The following is a 16954-nucleotide window of genomic DNA, read 5'->3' on the forward strand; positions in this document are numbered from 1 at the left end:
CTTGTCCCGCGATGTGTTTTCAGTCTTCTTGCAGCTCCACCAGCACAGCCCCTTCACTGACCATCTCGCCTTCCTGGCAAAACAGCGCCTTGACCGTCCCGGCGTGCGCTGCGCGAATGCTGTGTTCCATCTTCATGGCTTCCAGCACCACCAATTGAGCACCCGCTTCAACCGTCTGCCCTACCTCGACCAATACCCGCACGATACTGCCGTTCATGGGCGCACTCAGGCCGCCCTGGTGGCTGTGACTGGCATCGGCCTCGGCAATCGGGTCAAACGGGGTCACCGCGTGCAGCTCGCCGTCCCACTGCAGATAGAGGGTGGTGCCGCGACGGATTGCCAAGTGCCGACGGCGCAGGCCATCCTGCTCGATCACTAGCTGTTCGCCGTCCAGTGTCAGCGTTGGCGCAGCCGCATGACTGAGCCCCACGGCCTGGTCCTGGCCGTTGCAATTCAAGTGCAGGCTGATGTGCGCCGGCACGCCCAGGCGCAAGCCCGCGTTTGCCGCCCAGGGCGAGTGGCGATCATCGCCACGGTGCTGGACCGGCTGGCTCTGAATCCAGGCTTCAGCCGCGGCCTGCCAGAACGCAGCGGGCAGTGGCTGGGTGGCTGGCAACAACTGTTCCTGATAGCGCGGGATGAAACCGGTATCGAGCTCGGCCTCGGCGAACGCCGGGTGCGCAAGGATCCGCCGCAGAAACGCGATGTTGGTTTTCAGCCCGCCAATGGCGAACTCATCGAGCATCGCCAGCAAGCGCAGGCGTGCCTGTTCGCGGGTCTGGCCCCAGGCGATCAGCTTGCCCAGCATCGGGTCGTAGAACGGCGAGATGCTGTCGCCTTCACTGACGCCACTGTCGACCCGGCGCCCTTCACCCGGCGCCGACTCGCGGTACAGCACCAGTTGCCCGGTAGCAGGGAGGAAGTCGTTGGCGGGGTCTTCTGCGTACAGGCGTACTTCGATGGCGTGGCCATTGAGCGGCACTTGTTCCTGGGTGATCGGCAATGGCTCGCCGCAAGCCACGCGGATCTGCCAGGCCACCAGGTCCAGGCCGGTAATGGCTTCGGTCACCGGGTGCTCCACCTGCAGGCGGGTGTTCATTTCCATGAAGAAGAATTCGCCGCGGGCATCGAGCAGGAATTCGACGGTACCGGCGCCGACATAACCAATGGCCTGGGCGGCCTTGACCGCCGCTTCGCCCATGGCCTGGCGCTGGGCTGGGCTCAGGCCTGGTGCTGGGGCCTCCTCGACGACTTTCTGGTGGCGGCGCTGGATCGAGCAGTCGCGCTCATTGAGGTACAGGCAGTTGCCGTGCTGGTCGGCGAATACCTGGATCTCTACGTGACGCGGCTTGAGTACGTACTTCTCCACCAGCATGCGCGCATCGCCAAACGACGACTGCGCTTCACGCTGGGCCGAGGCCAGGGCTTCGGCCAGCTGGCTTTCGCTTTCGACCACCTTCATGCCCTTGCCGCCACCCCCGGCGGTGGCCTTGAGCAGCACCGGGTAGCCGATGGACTCGGCGGCAGCGCGGAAGGTTTCCAGGTCCTGGGCTTCACCGTGGTAGCCCGGCACCAGGGGGACGCCGGCTTGCTCCATCAGGGCCTTGGCGGCCGACTTGCTGCCCATCGCGTCGATAGCGCTGGCCGGCGGGCCGAGGAAGATCAGCCCGGCCGCTTCGATGGCACGGGCGAAGCCCGCGTTCTCCGACAGGAAGCCGTAACCCGGGTGAATCGCCTGGGCGCCGCTGGCCTTGGCCGCGGCCAGCAGCTTGTCGATGTCCAGGTAGCTTTCGGCGGCCTTGGCTCCACCCAGGTCAACGCGGATATCGGCTTCACGGCTGTGCCGCGCTTCACGGTCGATGGCGCTGTGTACGGCCACGGTGGTCAGGCCCAGGGCCTTGGCGGTGCGCATCACCCGGCAAGCGATCTCGCCGCGGTTGGCAACCAGCAGGGTAGTCAATGGCGTGCGGGTCATGGGCGCGGCTCCTTGTTCGACGGTTCGCCCTGCCAGGCGGGTGTGCGTTTTTCCAGGAAGGCGCGCAAGCCTTCCTGGCCCTCGGGGCTCACGCGGATACGGGCGATGGCATTCTCGCAGTAGCGGCGCAGGGCAGGGGTCAGCTCGCCGTGACCCACTTCACGCAGCAACTCTTTGCTGGCACGCATGGCCTGGGGGCTGTTGAGCAGCAGGTTGTCGATCCACAGTTCGACCTGTTGCTCAAGCTCGGCGGCCGGGTACGCCTCGGCCAGCAAGCCCAGTTCACGGGCGCGCTCGCCACTGAAGCGCTCGGCGGTCAGGGCATAGCGACGTGCGGCGCGCTCGCCCATGGCCTGTACCACGAACGGGCTGATCACCGCAGGCGCCAGGCCGATGCGTACTTCCGACAGGCACAGTTGTGCCTCGCGGGTGCCGATGGCCATGTCGCAGCAACTGATCAGGCCCAGTGCGCCGCCAAAGGCTGCGCCCTGGACCACGGCCAGAGTCGGTACCTTGAGCTTGGCCAGGTTGTACATCAGCTCTGCCAGCTCGCGGGCATCGTCCAGGTTGGTGTTGTAGTCAAGCGCTGCCGATTGCTGCATCCAGGCCAGGTCGGCGCCTGCGCTGAAATGCCGGCCACGGCCGCGCAGCAGGACGAAGCGCAAGCTGGCGTCGGCGGCGATCTGGTCGATGGCCAGGATCAGCTCGCGGATCATCTGGGCGTTGAAGGCGTTGTTCTTGTCTTCCCGGCTCAGCCACAGGGTGGCGAAACCACGGGAGTCCTTGTTCAGTTCAAGGGTAGTGAAGTCGCTCATGCTCACATCCGGAAAATGCCGAAACGGCTTTGTTCGATCGGTGCGTTGAGGGCTGCGGACAATGCCAGGCCCAGTACGTCGCGGGTTTGTGCCGGGTCGATGACGCCGTCATCCCACAGGCGGGCGCTGGAGTAGTACGGGTGGCCCTGGTGTTCGTACTGATCGAGGATCGGCTGCTTGAGCCGTGCCTCGTCCTCGGCGCTGAACGGCTGGCCGCTACGCTCGCTCTGCTCGCGCTTGACCTGGGCCAGCACGCCGGCGGCTTGTTCGGCGCCCATGACACCGATGCGTGCATTGGGCCACATCCACAGGAACCGTGGGTCGTAGGCGCGGCCGCACATGCCGTAGTTGCCGGCACCGAAACTGCCACCGATGATCACGGTGAACTTCGGTACCCGGGCACAGGCCACGGCGGTCACCAGTTTGGCGCCATGCTTGGCGATACCGCCGGCTTCGTACTTCTGACCCACCATGAAGCCGGTGATGTTCTGCAAAAACAGCAAGGGAATGCCGCGCTGGCAGGCCAGTTCGATAAAGTGCGCGCCTTTTTGCGCAGCCTCCGCGAACAGGATGCCGTTGTTGGCCAGGATGGCGATCGGGTAACCGTGCAGGTGGGCAAAGCCGCACACCAAAGTGGTGCCGAACAGTGCCTTGAACTCGTCGAACACCGAACCGTCCACCAGGCGGGCAATCACCTCGCGCACATCGAACGGTTGCTTGGCATCGGCCGGCACCACGCCGTACAGCTCCTGGGCGTCGTACAGCGGCGCGATCGGTGCCCGTTGCTGCAAGGTGCCGAGCTTCTGCCAGTTGAGGTTGGCCACGCAGCGCCGAGCGATGGCCAGGGCGTGTTCGTCGTTGTCGGCATAGTGGTCGGCCACGCCGCTGGTCTTGCAATGTACATCGGCACCGCCCAGGTCCTCGGCGCTGACCACTTCACCGGTGGCCGCCTTGACCAGCGGCGGGCCGGCCAGAAAGATCGTGGCCTGCTGGCGCACCATGATCGCTTCGTCGGCCATGGCTGGCACATAGGCGCCGCCTGCAGTGCATGAACCCATGACCACGGCGATCTGCGGAATGCCCAAGGCACTCATGTTGGCCTGGTTGAAGAAAATTCGCCCGAAGTGCTCGCGGTCCGGGAACACCTCGTCCTGGCGCGGCAGGTTGGCACCGCCGGAGTCCACCAGGTACAGGCAGGGCAGGCGGTTCTGCAAGGCGATGGCCTGGGCACGCAGGTGCTTTTTTACCGTCAGCGGGTAGTAGGAGCCGCCTTTGACCGTGGCGTCGTTGGCCACGATCATGCATTCGACGCCTTCGACTCGGCCGATGCCGGCAATCACGCCTGCTGCCGGTACGTCCTCGCCGTACACCTCATGTGCGGCCAACTGGCCGATTTCCAGGAACGGCGAACCGGCGTCGAGCAAGTGGTCGATGCGATCGCGCGGCAGCAATTTGCCTCGCGAGGTGTGCCGCTCCTGGGCCTTGTGGCCGCCGCCCTGGTGGACCTTGGCCAGCAGCGTGCGAAGGCCCTGGACTTGCTCAAGCATGGCCGCGCTGTTCTGGGCGAACTCGGGAGCGCGGGGGTTCAAATGGGATTTCAGAATCATCGGGGCTCCTGGCGCAGCTTCAAGCGGCAAGCTTCAAGCTGCAAGAGTTGATCGGCGCTACAACTGCTTTTACTTGCAGCTTGTCGCTTGAAGCTAACCGCTGACTCGCTCAGCGGGTTTCGTTGAACAGTTCGCGCCCGATCAGCATCCGGCGAATCTCGCTGGTGCCTGCGCCGATTTCATAGAGCTTGGCGTCGCGCAGCAGGCGACCGGCCGGGAACTCGTTGATGTAGCCGTTGCCACCAAGGATCTGGATAGCCTCCAGGGCCATCTGGGTAGCGCGCTCGGCGGTATAGAGGATCACCCCGGCGGCGTCCTTGCGAGTGGTCTCGCTGCGGTCGCACGCCTGGGCCACGGCGTACAGGTAGGCACGGCTGGCGTTGAGCTGGGTGTACATGTCGGCGATCTTGCCCTGGATCAGCTGGAATTCACCGATGCTCTGGCCGAACTGCTTGCGGTCGTGGATGTAGGGCACGACCAGGTCCATACAGGCCTGCATGATCCCGGTCGGGCCACCGGAGAGCACAACGCGTTCATAGTCCAGGCCGCTCATCAGCACTTTTACGCCACCGTTGAGGGCGCCGAGGATGTTTTCCCTGGGTACTTCGACGTTGTCGAAAAACAGTTCGCAGGTGTTGGAGCCGCGCATACCCAGCTTGTCGAATTTGTTGCTGCGGCTGAAGCCCTTGAAGTCACGCTCGACAATAAAGGCGGTGATGCCGTGAGGGCCCTTGTCCAGGTCGGTCTTGGCGTAGATCACATAGGTGTTGGCGTCGGGACCGTTGGTGATCCAGGTCTTGCTGCCGTTGAGGACGAAATGGTCGCCACATGCTTCGGCGCGCAGCTTCATTGACACCACGTCGGAGCCGGCATTGGGCTCGCTCATGGCCAGGGCACCGATGTGCTCGCCGCTGATCAGCTTGGGCAGGTATTTGGCTTTTTGCTCGGCGTTGCCGTTGCGGTTGATCTGGTTGACGCAGAGGTTGGAGTGGGCGCCGTAGGAGAGGGCGACCGAGGCCGAGCCACGACTGATTTCTTCCATGGCCACCACGTGGGCCAGGTAGCCCAGGCCGGCGCCGCCGTATTCTTCGGAGACGGTGATGCCCAACAGGCCCATGTCGCCGAACTTGCGCCACATGTCGGCGGGGAACAGGTTGTCCTGGTCGATCTGTGCGGCGCGAGGTGCCAGTTCGGCGGCGACGAAAGACTGTACCTGGTCGCGCAGCATGTCGATGGTTTCGCCGAGGGCGAAGTTCAGGGTCGGATAACGCATGTGGGCACCTTTTTGTTCTTGGATTTCAGGAGTATCGCGGGGCAAGCCCGCGGCTACAGGTCTATCAATCACCTTTACGTTAACGTAAGCCTGCGGTCGGTCACTGTCAATCGCGCCATGACCTTTACGTTAACGTAAATATCAGCCAGAGTAGGACCCGCTTGAATCAGTTCCCAGAACAACCACAACAAGGGACCGCCATGAATCAACCGAGCTATACCCAGGGGCGCCAGGATAAGCCCTTGCTGGCCATGACTATCGGCCAGGCGTTTGACAATACTGTGTCGCATTTTGCCCAGCGCGAGGCTCTGGTGGTGCGCCACCAGCAGTTGCGCTACAGCTGGCAGCAACTGGCCGACAGCGTTGACTGTCACGCCCGGGCGCTGATGGCCCTGGGGCTCAAGACCGGCGACCGCCTGGGCATCTGGGCACCCAACTGCGCCGAGTGGTGCATTGCCCAGGTCGCCAGCGCCAAGATCGGCGTGATCCTGGTCAATATCAACCCCGCCTATCGCACCAGCGAGCTTGAGTATGTGCTCAAACAGTCGGGTTGCCAGTGGTTGATCTGCGCCGGTGCCTTCAAGACCTCCGATTACCACGCCATGCTCGGTGAGCTGTTGCCCGAGCTCGGCGATCAAGTGCCTGGCGAGTTCTGCAGCGAGCTGTTGCCGGCCCTGCGCGGGCTGATCAGCCTCGATGCCGCGCCACCGGCAGGCTTCCTGGCCTGGGAGCAGTTGGCAGCCTTGGCGGCGCATACCACCCCGGACGACTACCTGGCCCGCCAGCACAGCCTGCAGTTCGATCAACCGGTCAACATCCAGTACACCTCCGGCACCACCGGCTTCCCCAAGGGGGCCACCCTCAGTCACTACAACATCCTCAATAACGGCTACATGGTCGGTGAAAGCCTGGGCCTGACCGAGCACGACCGCATGGTGATCCCGGTGCCGTTGTACCACTGCTTCGGCATGGTCATGGGCAACCTGGGCTGCATCACCCACGGCAGCACCATGATCTACCCCAACGACGCCTTCGACCCGTTGCTGACCCTGGACACCGTCGCCCAGGAAAAGGCCACCGCGCTCTACGGTGTGCCGACCATGTTCATCGCCATGCTCGACCACCCCCAGCGCACCGAGCGCGACCTGTCGAGCCTGCGCACCGGGATCATGGCCGGGGCCACCTGCCCGATCGAGGTGATGCGCCGGGTGATCGATCAGTTGCACATGAGCGAGGTGCAGATTGCCTACGGTATGACCGAGACCAGCCCGGTGTCGCTGCAGACAGGTCCCGATGACGACCTGGAGCTGCGTGTCACCACGGTAGGGCGTACCCAGCCGCAGCTGGAAAGCAAGATTGTCGACGAGCACGGCTGCATCGTGCCGCGCGGCACCATTGGCGAGCTGTGTACGCGTGGCTACAGCGTGATGCTGGGCTACTGGGGCAACCCCGACGCGACCCTCGAAGCCATCGACCCGGCCGGCTGGATGCACACCGGCGACCTGGCGACCATGAACGAGGCGGGGTACGTGTGTATCGCCGGGCGCAACAAGGACATGATCATCCGCGGTGGCGAGAACATTTATCCACGGGAGCTGGAGGAGTTCTTCTTCACCCACCCCGCGGTGGCCGATGTGCAGGTGATCGGTATTCCGGACGAGCGCTATGGCGAGGAGATCGTTGCCTGGATCAAGTTCCACCCCGGCCACAGCGTCAGCGAGATCGAGCTACAGCAGTGGTGCAAGAGCCGCATTGCCCACTTCAAGACCCCGCGTTACTTCCGTTTTGTCGACGAGTTCCCGATGACGGTGACCGGCAAGGTGCAGAAGTTCAGGATGCGCGAGATCAGCATCGAGGAGCTGGCCAGGGGTTGAGGCCGTCGCGGGGCAAGTCGAGCCGTCGCACCGCCGCCCCCACAGCGGTGGGCTTTGTGGGAGCGGGCTTGCCCCGCGATCGTCTACGCTTTCACCGGCGGCTCGTCACTGGGCGGGTCGCCCACGGTGGGTGGCACCGTCGGTGTGACCGGCAATTCATCGGGCTCTTCCTCCGGCACCTCGGGTGGCAGCGTCGGGTCGTCGATATTCGGATCGGGCGTTTCTGCCGGGATGGGAATGTTCATGGCCTGACCTCGCAAGGGGGTTATGGATGACGGGCTCAGTTGTTTTCGACTGCACCGGGCGCCAATCGCTCATTTTTTTTGAACCCCACGCCGCCCATCTGCTCTGAACTCTTACGCCTACCTCGTAACGGAGCAAGGATCGATGACCCGCGATGAGCCCTTCGAAACCGACCGTACAGCCCCGGCCAATGACCACGCCGACCAGGCCATCAGCCTGTCTCAGGCCCTGCTCGAACCCAGGATCGCGATCGAAAATACCCAGCCTCTGCTCGATGGCGGCCTGTTCGCGGTCAAGGCGGTGGTGGGGGAGGCGGTGCAGGTCAGCAGCAAGGTCTACAGTGATGGCCACGATGCACTGGCGGTGATGCTCAATTGGCGCCAGGCCCACAGCCGGCGCTGGCACTGCGTGCCGATGACGTTCGCTGGCAATGACCTGTGGCAGGCCGAGTTCACCGTTATCGAGCAAGGTCGGCACCTGTTCAGCATCGAAGCCTGGATCGACCCCTTCGCCACGTATTGCCATGACCTTGAGAAAAAATTCAATGCAGGCGTACCCGTGCCATTGGAGTTGCAGGAAGGCTTGCTGCTGCTTGATCACAATATCGAACGCAGCCAGGGCTTGTTGCGCGAACAGCTGCAAGGGCTGCGCCTGGCGCTGCCAACCCTGACCCACGAAGAGCAGGTGGCGCAGTTGCTGCATGCCAATACTGCCAGCTTGATGCGCGAAGCCGATCACCGCACCTTCCTGAGCCGCAGTCCGGAATACCCCCTGGATGTGGAGCGGCGCCAGGCGCTGTTTGCCAGCTGGTACGAGCTGTTTCCCCGCTCGATCACTGACGACCCCGAGCGGCACGGCACCTTCAACGATGTGCATGAACGCCTGCCGATGATCCGCGACATGGGCTTCGATGTGTTGTATTTCCCGCCCATTCACCCCATCGGCGTACGCCACCGCAAGGGCCGCAACAACGCCCTGCAGGCCGAGCCCGGCGACCCGGGCAGCCCCTACGCCATCGGCAATGAAGAGGGCGGACACGAAGCCATCCACCCGCAACTGGGCAGCCGCGAGGACTTTCGTCGACTGGTGGCTGCTGCCGCCGAGCACGGCCTGGAGATCGCTCTGGACTTCGCCATCCAGTGTTCCCAGGACCACCCCTGGCTGAAAGAGCATCCCGGCTGGTTCTCCTGGCGCCCGGACGGCACGATTCGCTACGCGGAAAATCCGCCGAAAAAGTATCAGGACATCGTCAACGTCGACTTCTATGCCGCCGATGCCGTGCCGGCCTTGTGGCTGGCTCTGCGCGATGTGGTGCTGGGCTGGGTACAGGAAGGGGTGAAGATGTTCCGGGTCGACAACCCGCACACCAAGCCGTTGCCGTTCTGGCACTGGATGATCGCCAACATCCGCAGCCAGCACCCGGAGGTGATCTTCCTCGCTGAAGCCTTCACCAAGCCAGCGATGATGGCGCGCCTGGGCAAGGTCGGCTATTCGCAGAGCTACACCTACTTCACCTGGCGCAACACCAAGGCCGAGCTGCAAACTTACTTCGAGGAGCTCAACCAGCCACCCTGGCGCTATTGCTACCGCCCCAACTTCTTCGTCAACACCCCCGACATCAACCCGTATTTTCTCCACGAGTCCGGTCGCGCCGGGTTCCTCATTCGCGCCGCCCTGGCCACCATGGGCTCGGGGTTGTGGGGCATGTACTCGGGGTTCGAACTGTGCGAGGCCACGCCGATACCGGGCAAAGAGGAATACCTGGATTCGGAGAAGTACCAGCTCCGCCCGCGGGACTTCACCCAGCCGGGCAACATCATTGCCGAAATCGCTCAGCTCAACCGCATCCGCCGCCAGAACCCGGCGCTGCAGACCCACCTGGGCGTGGCGTTCTTCAATGCCTGGAACGACAACATCGTGTATTTCGGCAAGCGTACCGCCGAGCGCGACAACTTCATCCTCATCGCCATCAGCCTCGACCCGCACAACGCCCAGGAGGCGCACTTCGAGTTGCCGCTGTGGGAGCTGGGCCTGGATGACAACGCCGACACCTTCGGTGAAGACCTGATGACCGGCCACCGCTGGACCTGGCACGGCAAGACCCAATGGATGCGCATCGAGCCCTGGCACCTGCCGTTCGGAATCTGGCGTATCGAAAAAGCCCTCTAGAAAGGAGTCGACCATGGCCAAGCGTACCCGCCCGACAGCCTTTATCGACGATCCCCTGTGGTACAAGGACGCGATCATCTACCAGGTGCATGTCAAATCGTTCTTCGACTCGAACAACGATGGCATCGGTGATTTCCCCGGCCTGATCGCCAAGCTCGACTACATCGCGGAACTTGGTGTCAATACCCTGTGGTTACTGCCGTTCTACCCTTCGCCACGGCGCGACGACGGCTATGACATTGCCGAGTACAAGGCCGTACATCCCGACTACGGCACCCTGGCCGATGTGAAGCGCTTTATCGCCGAGGCGCACAGGCGCGGCCTGCGGGTGATCACCGAGCTGGTCATCAACCACACCTCCGACCAGCACGCCTGGTTCCAGAAGGCCCGTCACGCCAAGCCCGGCAGCAAGGCCCGGGACTTCTATGTATGGTCCGACACCGACCAGAAATACGACGGTACGCGGATCATCTTTCTCGACACTGAGAAGTCCAACTGGACCTGGGATCCGGTGGCCGGTCAGTACTTCTGGCACCGCTTCTATTCGCACCAGCCCGACCTCAACTTCGACAACCCCCAGGTAATGAAGGCGGTGATCGGGGTCATGCGCTACTGGCTCGACCTGGGGGTGGACGGCCTGCGCCTGGACGCCATCCCATACCTGATCGAGCGCGATGGCACCAACAACGAGAACCTGCCCGAAACCCACCAGGTGCTCAAGCAGATCCGCGCCGAGATCGACGCCAACTACCCCGACCGCATGCTGCTGGCCGAGGCCAACCAGTGGCCCGAAGACACCCAGCTGTATTTCGGCGAAGGGCAGGGCGATGAGTGCCACATGGCGTTTCACTTCCCGCTGATGCCGCGCATGTACATGGCCGTGGCCCAGGAAGACCGGTTTCCGATCACCGACATACTGCGCCAGACCCCGGAGATCCCCCCCAACTGCCAATGGGCGATCTTCCTGCGCAACCACGATGAATTGACCCTGGAGATGGTCACCGATCGCGAACGCGACTACTTATGGAACTACTATGCCGAAGACCGTCGGGCACGGATCAACCTGGGGATTCGCCGGCGCCTGGCACCCTTGCTGCAGCGTGACCGGCGGCGGGTGGAGCTGCTCTCCAGCCTGCTGTTGTCGATGCCCGGCACGCCAACGCTGTACTACGGCGACGAGATTGGCATGGGTGACAACATTTACCTGGGCGACCGCGACGGCGTGCGCACCCCCATGCAGTGGTCGATCGACCGCAACGGCGGCTTCTCCCGTGCCGACCCGGCACGCCTGGTGTTGCCGCCGATCATGGACCCGTTGTACGGCTACGCCTCGGTCAACGTCGAGACCCAGGCCCATGATCCGCACTCGCTGCTGAACTGGAACCGACGCCTGCTGGCGGTGCGCAAGCAGCAAAAAGCCTTCGGGCGGGGCACTTTGAAAATGCTCTCGCCAACCAACCGCCGTATCCTTGCGTATATCCGCGAATACACCGGCCCCGACGGCAAGGGCGAGATCATCCTGTGTGTGGCCAACGTCTCCCGTGCCGCCCAGGCCGCCGAACTCGACCTGTCGCAGTTCGCCGGAATGGTCCCGGTGGAAATGCTCGGCGCCAGTGCCTTCCCGCCCATCGGCCAACTGCCGTTCCTGTTGACCCTGCCGCCCTATGGCTTCTATTGGTTCCTGCTGGCGCCCAAGGACCAGATGCCCAGCTGGCACCAGGAACCGGCCCAGAGCTTGCCGGAGTTCACCACGCTGGTACTGAAAAAGCGCATGGAAGAGTTGCTCGAAGCACCGGCCCGCTACACCCTTCAAGACAGCATCCTGCCGCAGTACCTGCCCAAGCGCCGCTGGTTCGCTGGCAAGGAAACCCGCATCGATCAGGTACACATTGCCTATGGCGTGCGCTTTGGTGCGCCGACCAGTCCGGTGCTGCTCAGTGAGATCGAAGTCAAAGGTGGCGGTCACAGCAGTCGCTATCAACTGCCATTCGGCCTGATCGGCGAAGAGCAGATCAACAGCGCGCCCCCCCAGCAGTTGGCCCTGGCGCGGGTACGGCGCGGGCGTCAGGTGGGTTTGATCACCGATGGCTTCGTGCTGGAAAGCTTTGTTCGTGCCGTGCTGTTCGGCTGCAAGCAAGGTACCCGGTTGCCCTGTGCCGAAGGTGAGCTGTGTTTCAATGCCACCGAGCAGCTGGCCGCCCTGAACCTGGGTGACGACGCCGAGGTGCGCTACCTCTCGGCCGAGCAGTCCAACAGCTCGGTGGTGGTCGGCGGCAGCCTGGTGCTCAAGCTGATCCGCCGGGTCAACCCGGGGGTGCATCCGGAGCTGGAAATGAGCGCCTACCTCACGGCCTCAGGCTTTACCAATATCTCGCCCTTGCTGGGCTGGGTCAGCCGTATCGATGCCCAGCAACAACCGCACCTGCTGATGATTGCCCAAGGCTACCTGAGCAACCAGGGGGACGCCTGGGACTGGACCCAGAACAACCTGGAACGCGCTATCCGCGACGAACTGGAGCCCGGCGAGCAAACGCTGGATGCCCATACCGATGCGCTGCAGGACCTGGCCGATTTTGCCGCGTTGCTGGGGCAACGCCTGGGCGAAATGCATCTGCTGCTCGCAGCCCCAACCAAGGAGTCGGCCTTCCAGCAGCGTGTCAGCAGCGCCCGCGATTGCCAGGCCTGGGGCAAGCAGATCAGCGCGCAACTGACCCGTGCCCTGGACGTGCTCAAACAGCACCGTGGCGAACTGGACCCCGAAAGCCAGGCTGTGGTCGATGACCTGCAACAGCAACGCAAGGACCTGCTGGCCACGGTCATGGCCCTGAGCAAGCAAGCCCAGGGCGGCCTGTTGATGCGCGTGCATGGCGACCTGCACCTGGGCCAGGTACTGGTAGTACAGGGCGATGCCTACCTGATCGATTTCGAGGGTGAGCCTGCGCGCCCGCTCGAGGAGCGCAGGGCCAGGCACAGCCCTTACAAGGATGTCAGCGGCGTGTTGCGATCCTTCGACTATGCTGCTGCCATGGTGCTGCGCAGTGCCTCCAGTGTCGACCTCTCGGACAGTGCCCGGCAGGCACGTCAACGGGTTGCCAGGCGTTATCTGCACCAGGCCCGGCATGCCTTTGTCGAGGCCTATGGGCTGGCCACCGCGGCCATGCCCCATGCCTGGGAACATGCCGACGGCGAGCGCGCGGCACTGGAACTGTTCAGCCTGGAAAAGGCCGCCTACGAAATCCTGTATGAAGCCGAAAACCGCCCAAGTTGGCTGGCCGTGCCTTTGCATGGCCTGCATGGCCTGACAAGTACCTGGGGAGAAACGTAATGAATCAACGCAAGCGCGAGGAAGGCGGGCTGGGTCATCGAGACAGCGACGCCCTGGTCAGGGCCGAGCACGCCGACCCGTTCGCCGTGCTCGGCCCGCACCCGGATGGTGCAGGCGGCCAGTTTGTCCGCGCCTATTTGCCCAATGCCTTGAGCGCTCAAGCCCTGGCCCGTGATGACGGGCGGGTGCTGGGCGAACTCGAGCAGCAATCGGTGCCGGGCCTGTTCATCGCTCACCTGCCCGAGCACCAGCCCTATGTGCTGCGGATCAACTGGGCCGGAGGCGAGCAACTGACCGAAGACCCTTACAGCTTCGGCCCGCTGCTGGGGGACATGGACCTTTATCTGTTTGCCGAGGGCAACCACCGTGACCTTTCCGGCAGCATGGGCGCGCAACTGACACAGGTAGAAGGCATCGACGGCGTACGCTTCTCCGTGTGGGCACCCAATGCCCGGCGAGTATCGGTGGTGGGCGATTTCAACAACTGGGACGGGCGTCGCCACCCGATGCGCCTGCGTCATCCTTCCGGCGTGTGGGAGATCTTCGTGCCGCGCCTGACGGCCGGCGAAGCCTACAAGTACGAAGTGCTGGGTCGCGAAGGCATCCTGCCGCTCAAGGCCGACCCCTTGGCCCGCGCCACGGAGCTGCCGCCCAGCACTGCCTCACGGGTGGCCGGCCCCTTGGCACACGACTGGCAGGACCAGGCCTGGATGCAGGTCCGTGGTGAACGTCAGGCGACCCATGCACCGTTGTCGATCTACGAGCTGCACGCAGGCTCCTGGCAATGCGAGCTGGACGACACCGGTGAAGTGGCGCGCTTCTACAACTGGCGCGAACTCGCCGGACGACTGGTGCCATACATCCAGCAGATGGGCTTCACGCATATCGAACTGATGCCGATCATGGAGCATCCGTTTGGCGGCTCATGGGGCTATCAGCCGCTGTCGCTGTTCGCGCCGACTGCACGCTACGGTAGTGCAGAAGACTTCGCCGCCTTCGTCGATGCCTGTCACCAGGCATCCATCGGGGTGATCCTCGACTGGGTGCCGGCACATTTCCCCACCGATACCCATGGCCTGGCGCGCTTCGACGGCACGGCGCTGTATGAGTACGACAACCCCCTCGAAGGCTTTCACCAGGATTGGGACACGCTGATCTACAACCTGGGCCGCACCGAAGTGCATGGCTTCATGCTGGCCTCGGCCTTGCATTGGCTCAAGCATTTTCATATCGACGGGCTGCGGGTCGATGCCGTGGCCTCGATGCTCTACCGCGACTACTCACGCAAAGCCGGCGAGTGGGTGCCCAACCGCCATGGTGGTCGGGAAAACCTCGAGGCCATCGACTTTCTTCGCCACCTAAACGATGTGGTCGCGCTTGAAGCGCCGGGAGCCCTGGTGATCGCTGAAGAGTCCACGGCCTGGCCCGGGGTCAGCCAGCCGACCCAGCAGGGCGGCCTGGGCTTTGCCTACAAATGGAACATGGGCTGGATGCACGACACCCTGCATTACATCCAGAACGACCCGATCCACCGTACCTACCATCACAATGAGATGAGCTTCGGGCTGATCTACGCCTACTCCGAGCATTTCATTCTGCCGATTTCCCACGATGAAGTGGTCCACGGCAAACACTCGCTGATCGACAAGATGCCGGGTGACCGCTGGCAGAAGTTCGCCAACCTGCGCGCCTACCTGACCTTCATGTGGACCCATCCGGGCAAGAAGCTGCTGTTCATGGGCTGCGAGTTCGGCCAGTGGCGCGAGTGGAACCACGACAGCGAACTGGACTGGTACCTGCTCAAGTACCCCGAGCACCTGGGGGTGCAGCGCCTGGTCGGCGATCTCAACCGCCTGTACCGTGATGAGCGCGCGCTGCACGAACAGGACTGCCTGCCCCAGGGGTTCCAATGGCTGATCGGCGACGATGCCCATAACAGCGTCTATGCCTGGCTGCGCTGGAGCGCGAGCGGCGAGCCATTGCTGGTGGTGGCGAACTTCACGCCGGTGCCGAGGGAGCGCTATCGCATCGGGGTGCCCTTTGGCGAGCGCTGGGCCGAGGTGCTCAACAGCGATGCCGAAGGCTATGCCGGCACCAACTACGGCAACCTGGGCGAGGTCATCAGCGAGGCTATCCCCAGCCACGGCCAGCCGCAGTCGCTGGCCTTGAACCTGCCACCGTTGGGCGTGCTGATCCTGCGACCCGCCTGACTGTTGGAGCGAGCTTTCCTCGCGCGAGGCCTGTATTGCCTGCACTGGCCTTCGCGGGGCAAGCCCCTTCCCACCGGCACATACACTACCTGTGGGGGCTAAAGAACCTTGCCCGTGCAAGACAGTTGCTGCCCTACCACCTGACCCGCACACCCAGGTTGCCGATCAGGCCATTCAAGTCGTTGTCATCCACATCGCTGCTGTAGTCGGCACTGACAAACAGAGCGACCTTGGGCGTCACCCGTGCCACCAGCCCCAATCCCACTTCCACTGTGGCCGAGTTGCGCCCGCTGCTGATCTTGTCGACCTGGTCCAGGCTTACAGTGTCGGAATGGGAGAAGTCGTACCAGACGTTGGTACGCAGGAAGGGTTCGATCGGCATGCCGCGCAGGTTATAGCGTGCCGACAATTTGGCCCCGACCCGGCCGGTCCAGTTCGGTTGCTCATCGAAGGCTTGCTGGGTAGCCGCCGGCGTCTGGCTGCCAGGAAAGAACTGTTGGTTGATCAACTGTGCCTGGGGCTCGATGGTCCAGTTCTCACCCAGGCTGATAGGGTAGCCGCCTTCAACCGACAAGGTCACCGCATGGCCATTGCCATCCAGGCGCTGGCCGGTTTCGCTGCGCCCGTTGATGTCGAAACGGGTACCCATGGCCACGGCATCCAGGTGCCAGCCCTGGGCGTGGGTCATGCTCCAGTACACACCCAGGCTTTCACCATCGAGGCTGACGGTGGATTGCTTGTCACCGACCTGGGGCTTGTGCATGCCATCGAAACCACTCTGCAGGTTACTGTGGCCAACGAAGAAGCCGGCACGGTGAGTATTGCCACTGCCGGTTTCACGCACGAACAGGTCCGGGCTGATCTGCAGGGTCGGGGTGCGCGCGTCCAGGCGCGAAGGTTCAGGTGCGCCATTTTTCATCGGTGCCGGGAAGAACTGCGCCCACTGGCTGGCAATGGCATCCCTGGCCGCCGGAGAGTTGTGCTCGGACATGCGTTCGGAAAATGCATTCAAGGTGTGCAGGCCCAGGCCACTGGCACTGACGGGTACCAGTACCAGCGTGGGTGGCGGCAGGTCTTGTCCTTTTACCTGGGTTTGCCTCTGCATGAAGCTGTTGAACGGGTCGTTATCCTCCAGGCCCAACGCATGGGTTTCCAACGGGGTTGCAAGAAGCAGCGACGTGGAAACCGCATAGAAAACATACTCAAAGCCCGTAGGAGTCGGAGTTTTTTTCATGGCGGATCTCCTCTGTATTACAGCCAAGGTCCTGGCCTGATGTCACGGGCTGTAAGACAAAACCAGAGGGCGACCCAAACCAGCAAAAAACAGTTCCTGCCACGCGCCGAAAGGCGCGAGCTAGAGGCTCGGAATAAGGATGCGGCATTACTTGTAGCTAAGGAGAGGACCGGGCGGGCGTCAAGAAGGCGTTATAGATCTGTTGTCAAGCTATTGGATGCTCCAATTG

Annotated in this window: 10 protein-coding genes; 4 read left to right on the forward strand and 6 right to left on the reverse strand. The window is 63.2% G+C overall.

The genetic code is table 11. The features are described 5' to 3' along the window. Nucleotides 1-19 precede the first annotated feature (19 nt). The 4 genes from H621_RS0102910 to H621_RS0102925 form a co-directional block, all read right to left on the reverse strand. Complete coding sequence (locus tag H621_RS0102910) at nucleotides 20-1975, reverse strand: acetyl/propionyl/methylcrotonyl-CoA carboxylase subunit alpha (RefSeq protein ID WP_028941912.1); 1956 nt, start codon at nucleotides 1973-1975, stop codon at nucleotides 20-22. Further along, a complete protein-coding gene (locus tag H621_RS0102915) occupies nucleotides 1972-2790 on the reverse strand; it encodes a gamma-carboxygeranoyl-CoA hydratase (protein ID WP_028941913.1) in 819 nt (272 codons plus the stop codon). The genes H621_RS0102910 and H621_RS0102915 overlap by 4 nt, the downstream gene beginning before the upstream one ends. Before the next feature lie 2 nt (nucleotides 2791-2792). Then, nucleotides 2793-4397, reverse strand: coding sequence for a carboxyl transferase domain-containing protein (locus H621_RS0102920; RefSeq protein WP_028941914.1), 1605 nt, complete (start codon nucleotides 4395-4397; stop codon nucleotides 2793-2795). 109 nt (nucleotides 4398-4506) lie between these two features. Beyond that, nucleotides 4507-5670, reverse strand: coding sequence for an isovaleryl-CoA dehydrogenase (locus H621_RS0102925; RefSeq protein ID WP_028941915.1), 1164 nt, complete (start codon nucleotides 5668-5670; stop codon nucleotides 4507-4509). A 200-nt stretch (nucleotides 5671-5870) separates the two neighbouring features. Between H621_RS0102925 and H621_RS0102930 the strand changes: the two genes are divergently transcribed. Then, on the forward strand, nucleotides 5871-7544 hold the full coding sequence (locus H621_RS0102930; RefSeq protein ID WP_028941916.1) for an AMP-binding protein: 1674 nt from the start codon (nucleotides 5871-5873) through the stop codon (nucleotides 7542-7544). Between the two features lie 83 nt (nucleotides 7545-7627). On the opposite strand, the gene H621_RS28690 is transcribed toward H621_RS0102930, so the two are convergent. Continuing rightward, on the reverse strand, nucleotides 7628-7789 hold the full coding sequence (locus H621_RS28690) for a hypothetical protein (RefSeq protein WP_167332088.1): 162 nt from the start codon (nucleotides 7787-7789) through the stop codon (nucleotides 7628-7630). A gap of 142 nt (nucleotides 7790-7931) precedes the next feature. Here H621_RS28690 and H621_RS0102940 point away from each other — a divergent pair, with 142 nt between their 5' ends. Genes H621_RS0102940 through glgB form a run of 3 tightly spaced genes read left to right on the forward strand, consistent with a single transcriptional unit; the run spans nucleotide 7932 to nucleotide 15491 of the window. After that, nucleotides 7932-9956, forward strand: a complete 2025-nt coding sequence (locus H621_RS0102940; RefSeq protein ID WP_028941917.1) for an alpha-1,4-glucan--maltose-1-phosphate maltosyltransferase — start codon at nucleotides 7932-7934, stop codon at nucleotides 9954-9956. A gap of 13 nt (nucleotides 9957-9969) precedes the next feature. After that, nucleotides 9970-13281 carry a maltose alpha-D-glucosyltransferase gene (gene treS, locus H621_RS0102945; RefSeq protein ID WP_028941918.1) on the forward strand — a complete coding sequence of 1104 codons (3312 nt, stop codon included), beginning with the start codon at nucleotides 9970-9972 and terminating at the stop codon, nucleotides 13279-13281. After that, entirely contained in the window at nucleotides 13281-15491 is a 2211-nt protein-coding gene (glgB, locus tag H621_RS0102950) for a 1,4-alpha-glucan branching protein GlgB (RefSeq protein ID WP_028941919.1), read from the forward strand. The genes treS and glgB overlap by 1 nt, the downstream gene beginning before the upstream one ends. 133 nt (nucleotides 15492-15624) lie before the next feature. On the opposite strand, the gene H621_RS0102955 is transcribed toward glgB, so the two are convergent. Then, nucleotides 15625-16725 (reverse strand): autotransporter domain-containing protein, encoded by a 1101-nt coding sequence (locus H621_RS0102955; RefSeq protein ID WP_028941920.1) that lies wholly within the window; start codon nucleotides 16723-16725, stop codon nucleotides 15625-15627. Between the last annotated feature and the right edge of the window lie 229 nt (nucleotides 16726-16954).

It is taken from the genome of Pseudomonas vranovensis DSM 16006 (assembly GCF_000425805.1).
GTDB lineage: Bacteria > Pseudomonadota > Gammaproteobacteria > Pseudomonadales > Pseudomonadaceae > Aquipseudomonas > Aquipseudomonas vranovensis.

What these genes read in the sequence shown, in the direction of transcription:
- treS (WP_028941918.1), top strand. Translation starts at nt 9,970, where the DNA reads ATGGCCAAGCGTACCCGCCCGACAGCCTTTATCGACGATCCCCTGTGG.
- H621_RS0102920 (WP_028941914.1), bottom strand. Translation starts at nt 4,397, where the DNA reads ATGATTCTGAAATCCCATTTGAACCCCCGCGCTCCCGAGTTCGCCCAG.
- H621_RS28690 (WP_167332088.1), bottom strand. Translation starts at nt 7,789, where the DNA reads ATGAACATTCCCATCCCGGCAGAAACGCCCGATCCGAATATCGACGAC.
- H621_RS0102910 (WP_028941912.1), bottom strand. Translation starts at nt 1,975, where the DNA reads ATGACCCGCACGCCATTGACTACCCTGCTGGTTGCCAACCGCGGCGAG.
- H621_RS0102925 (WP_028941915.1), bottom strand. Translation starts at nt 5,670, where the DNA reads ATGCGTTATCCGACCCTGAACTTCGCCCTCGGCGAAACCATCGACATG.
- H621_RS0102940 (WP_028941917.1), top strand. Translation starts at nt 7,932, where the DNA reads ATGACCCGCGATGAGCCCTTCGAAACCGACCGTACAGCCCCGGCCAAT.
- glgB (WP_028941919.1), top strand. Translation starts at nt 13,281, where the DNA reads ATGAATCAACGCAAGCGCGAGGAAGGCGGGCTGGGTCATCGAGACAGC.
- H621_RS0102955 (WP_028941920.1), bottom strand. Translation starts at nt 16,725, where the DNA reads ATGAAAAAAACTCCGACTCCTACGGGCTTTGAGTATGTTTTCTATGCG.
- H621_RS0102930 (WP_028941916.1), top strand. Translation starts at nt 5,871, where the DNA reads ATGAATCAACCGAGCTATACCCAGGGGCGCCAGGATAAGCCCTTGCTG.
- H621_RS0102915 (WP_028941913.1), bottom strand. Translation starts at nt 2,790, where the DNA reads ATGAGCGACTTCACTACCCTTGAACTGAACAAGGACTCCCGTGGTTTC.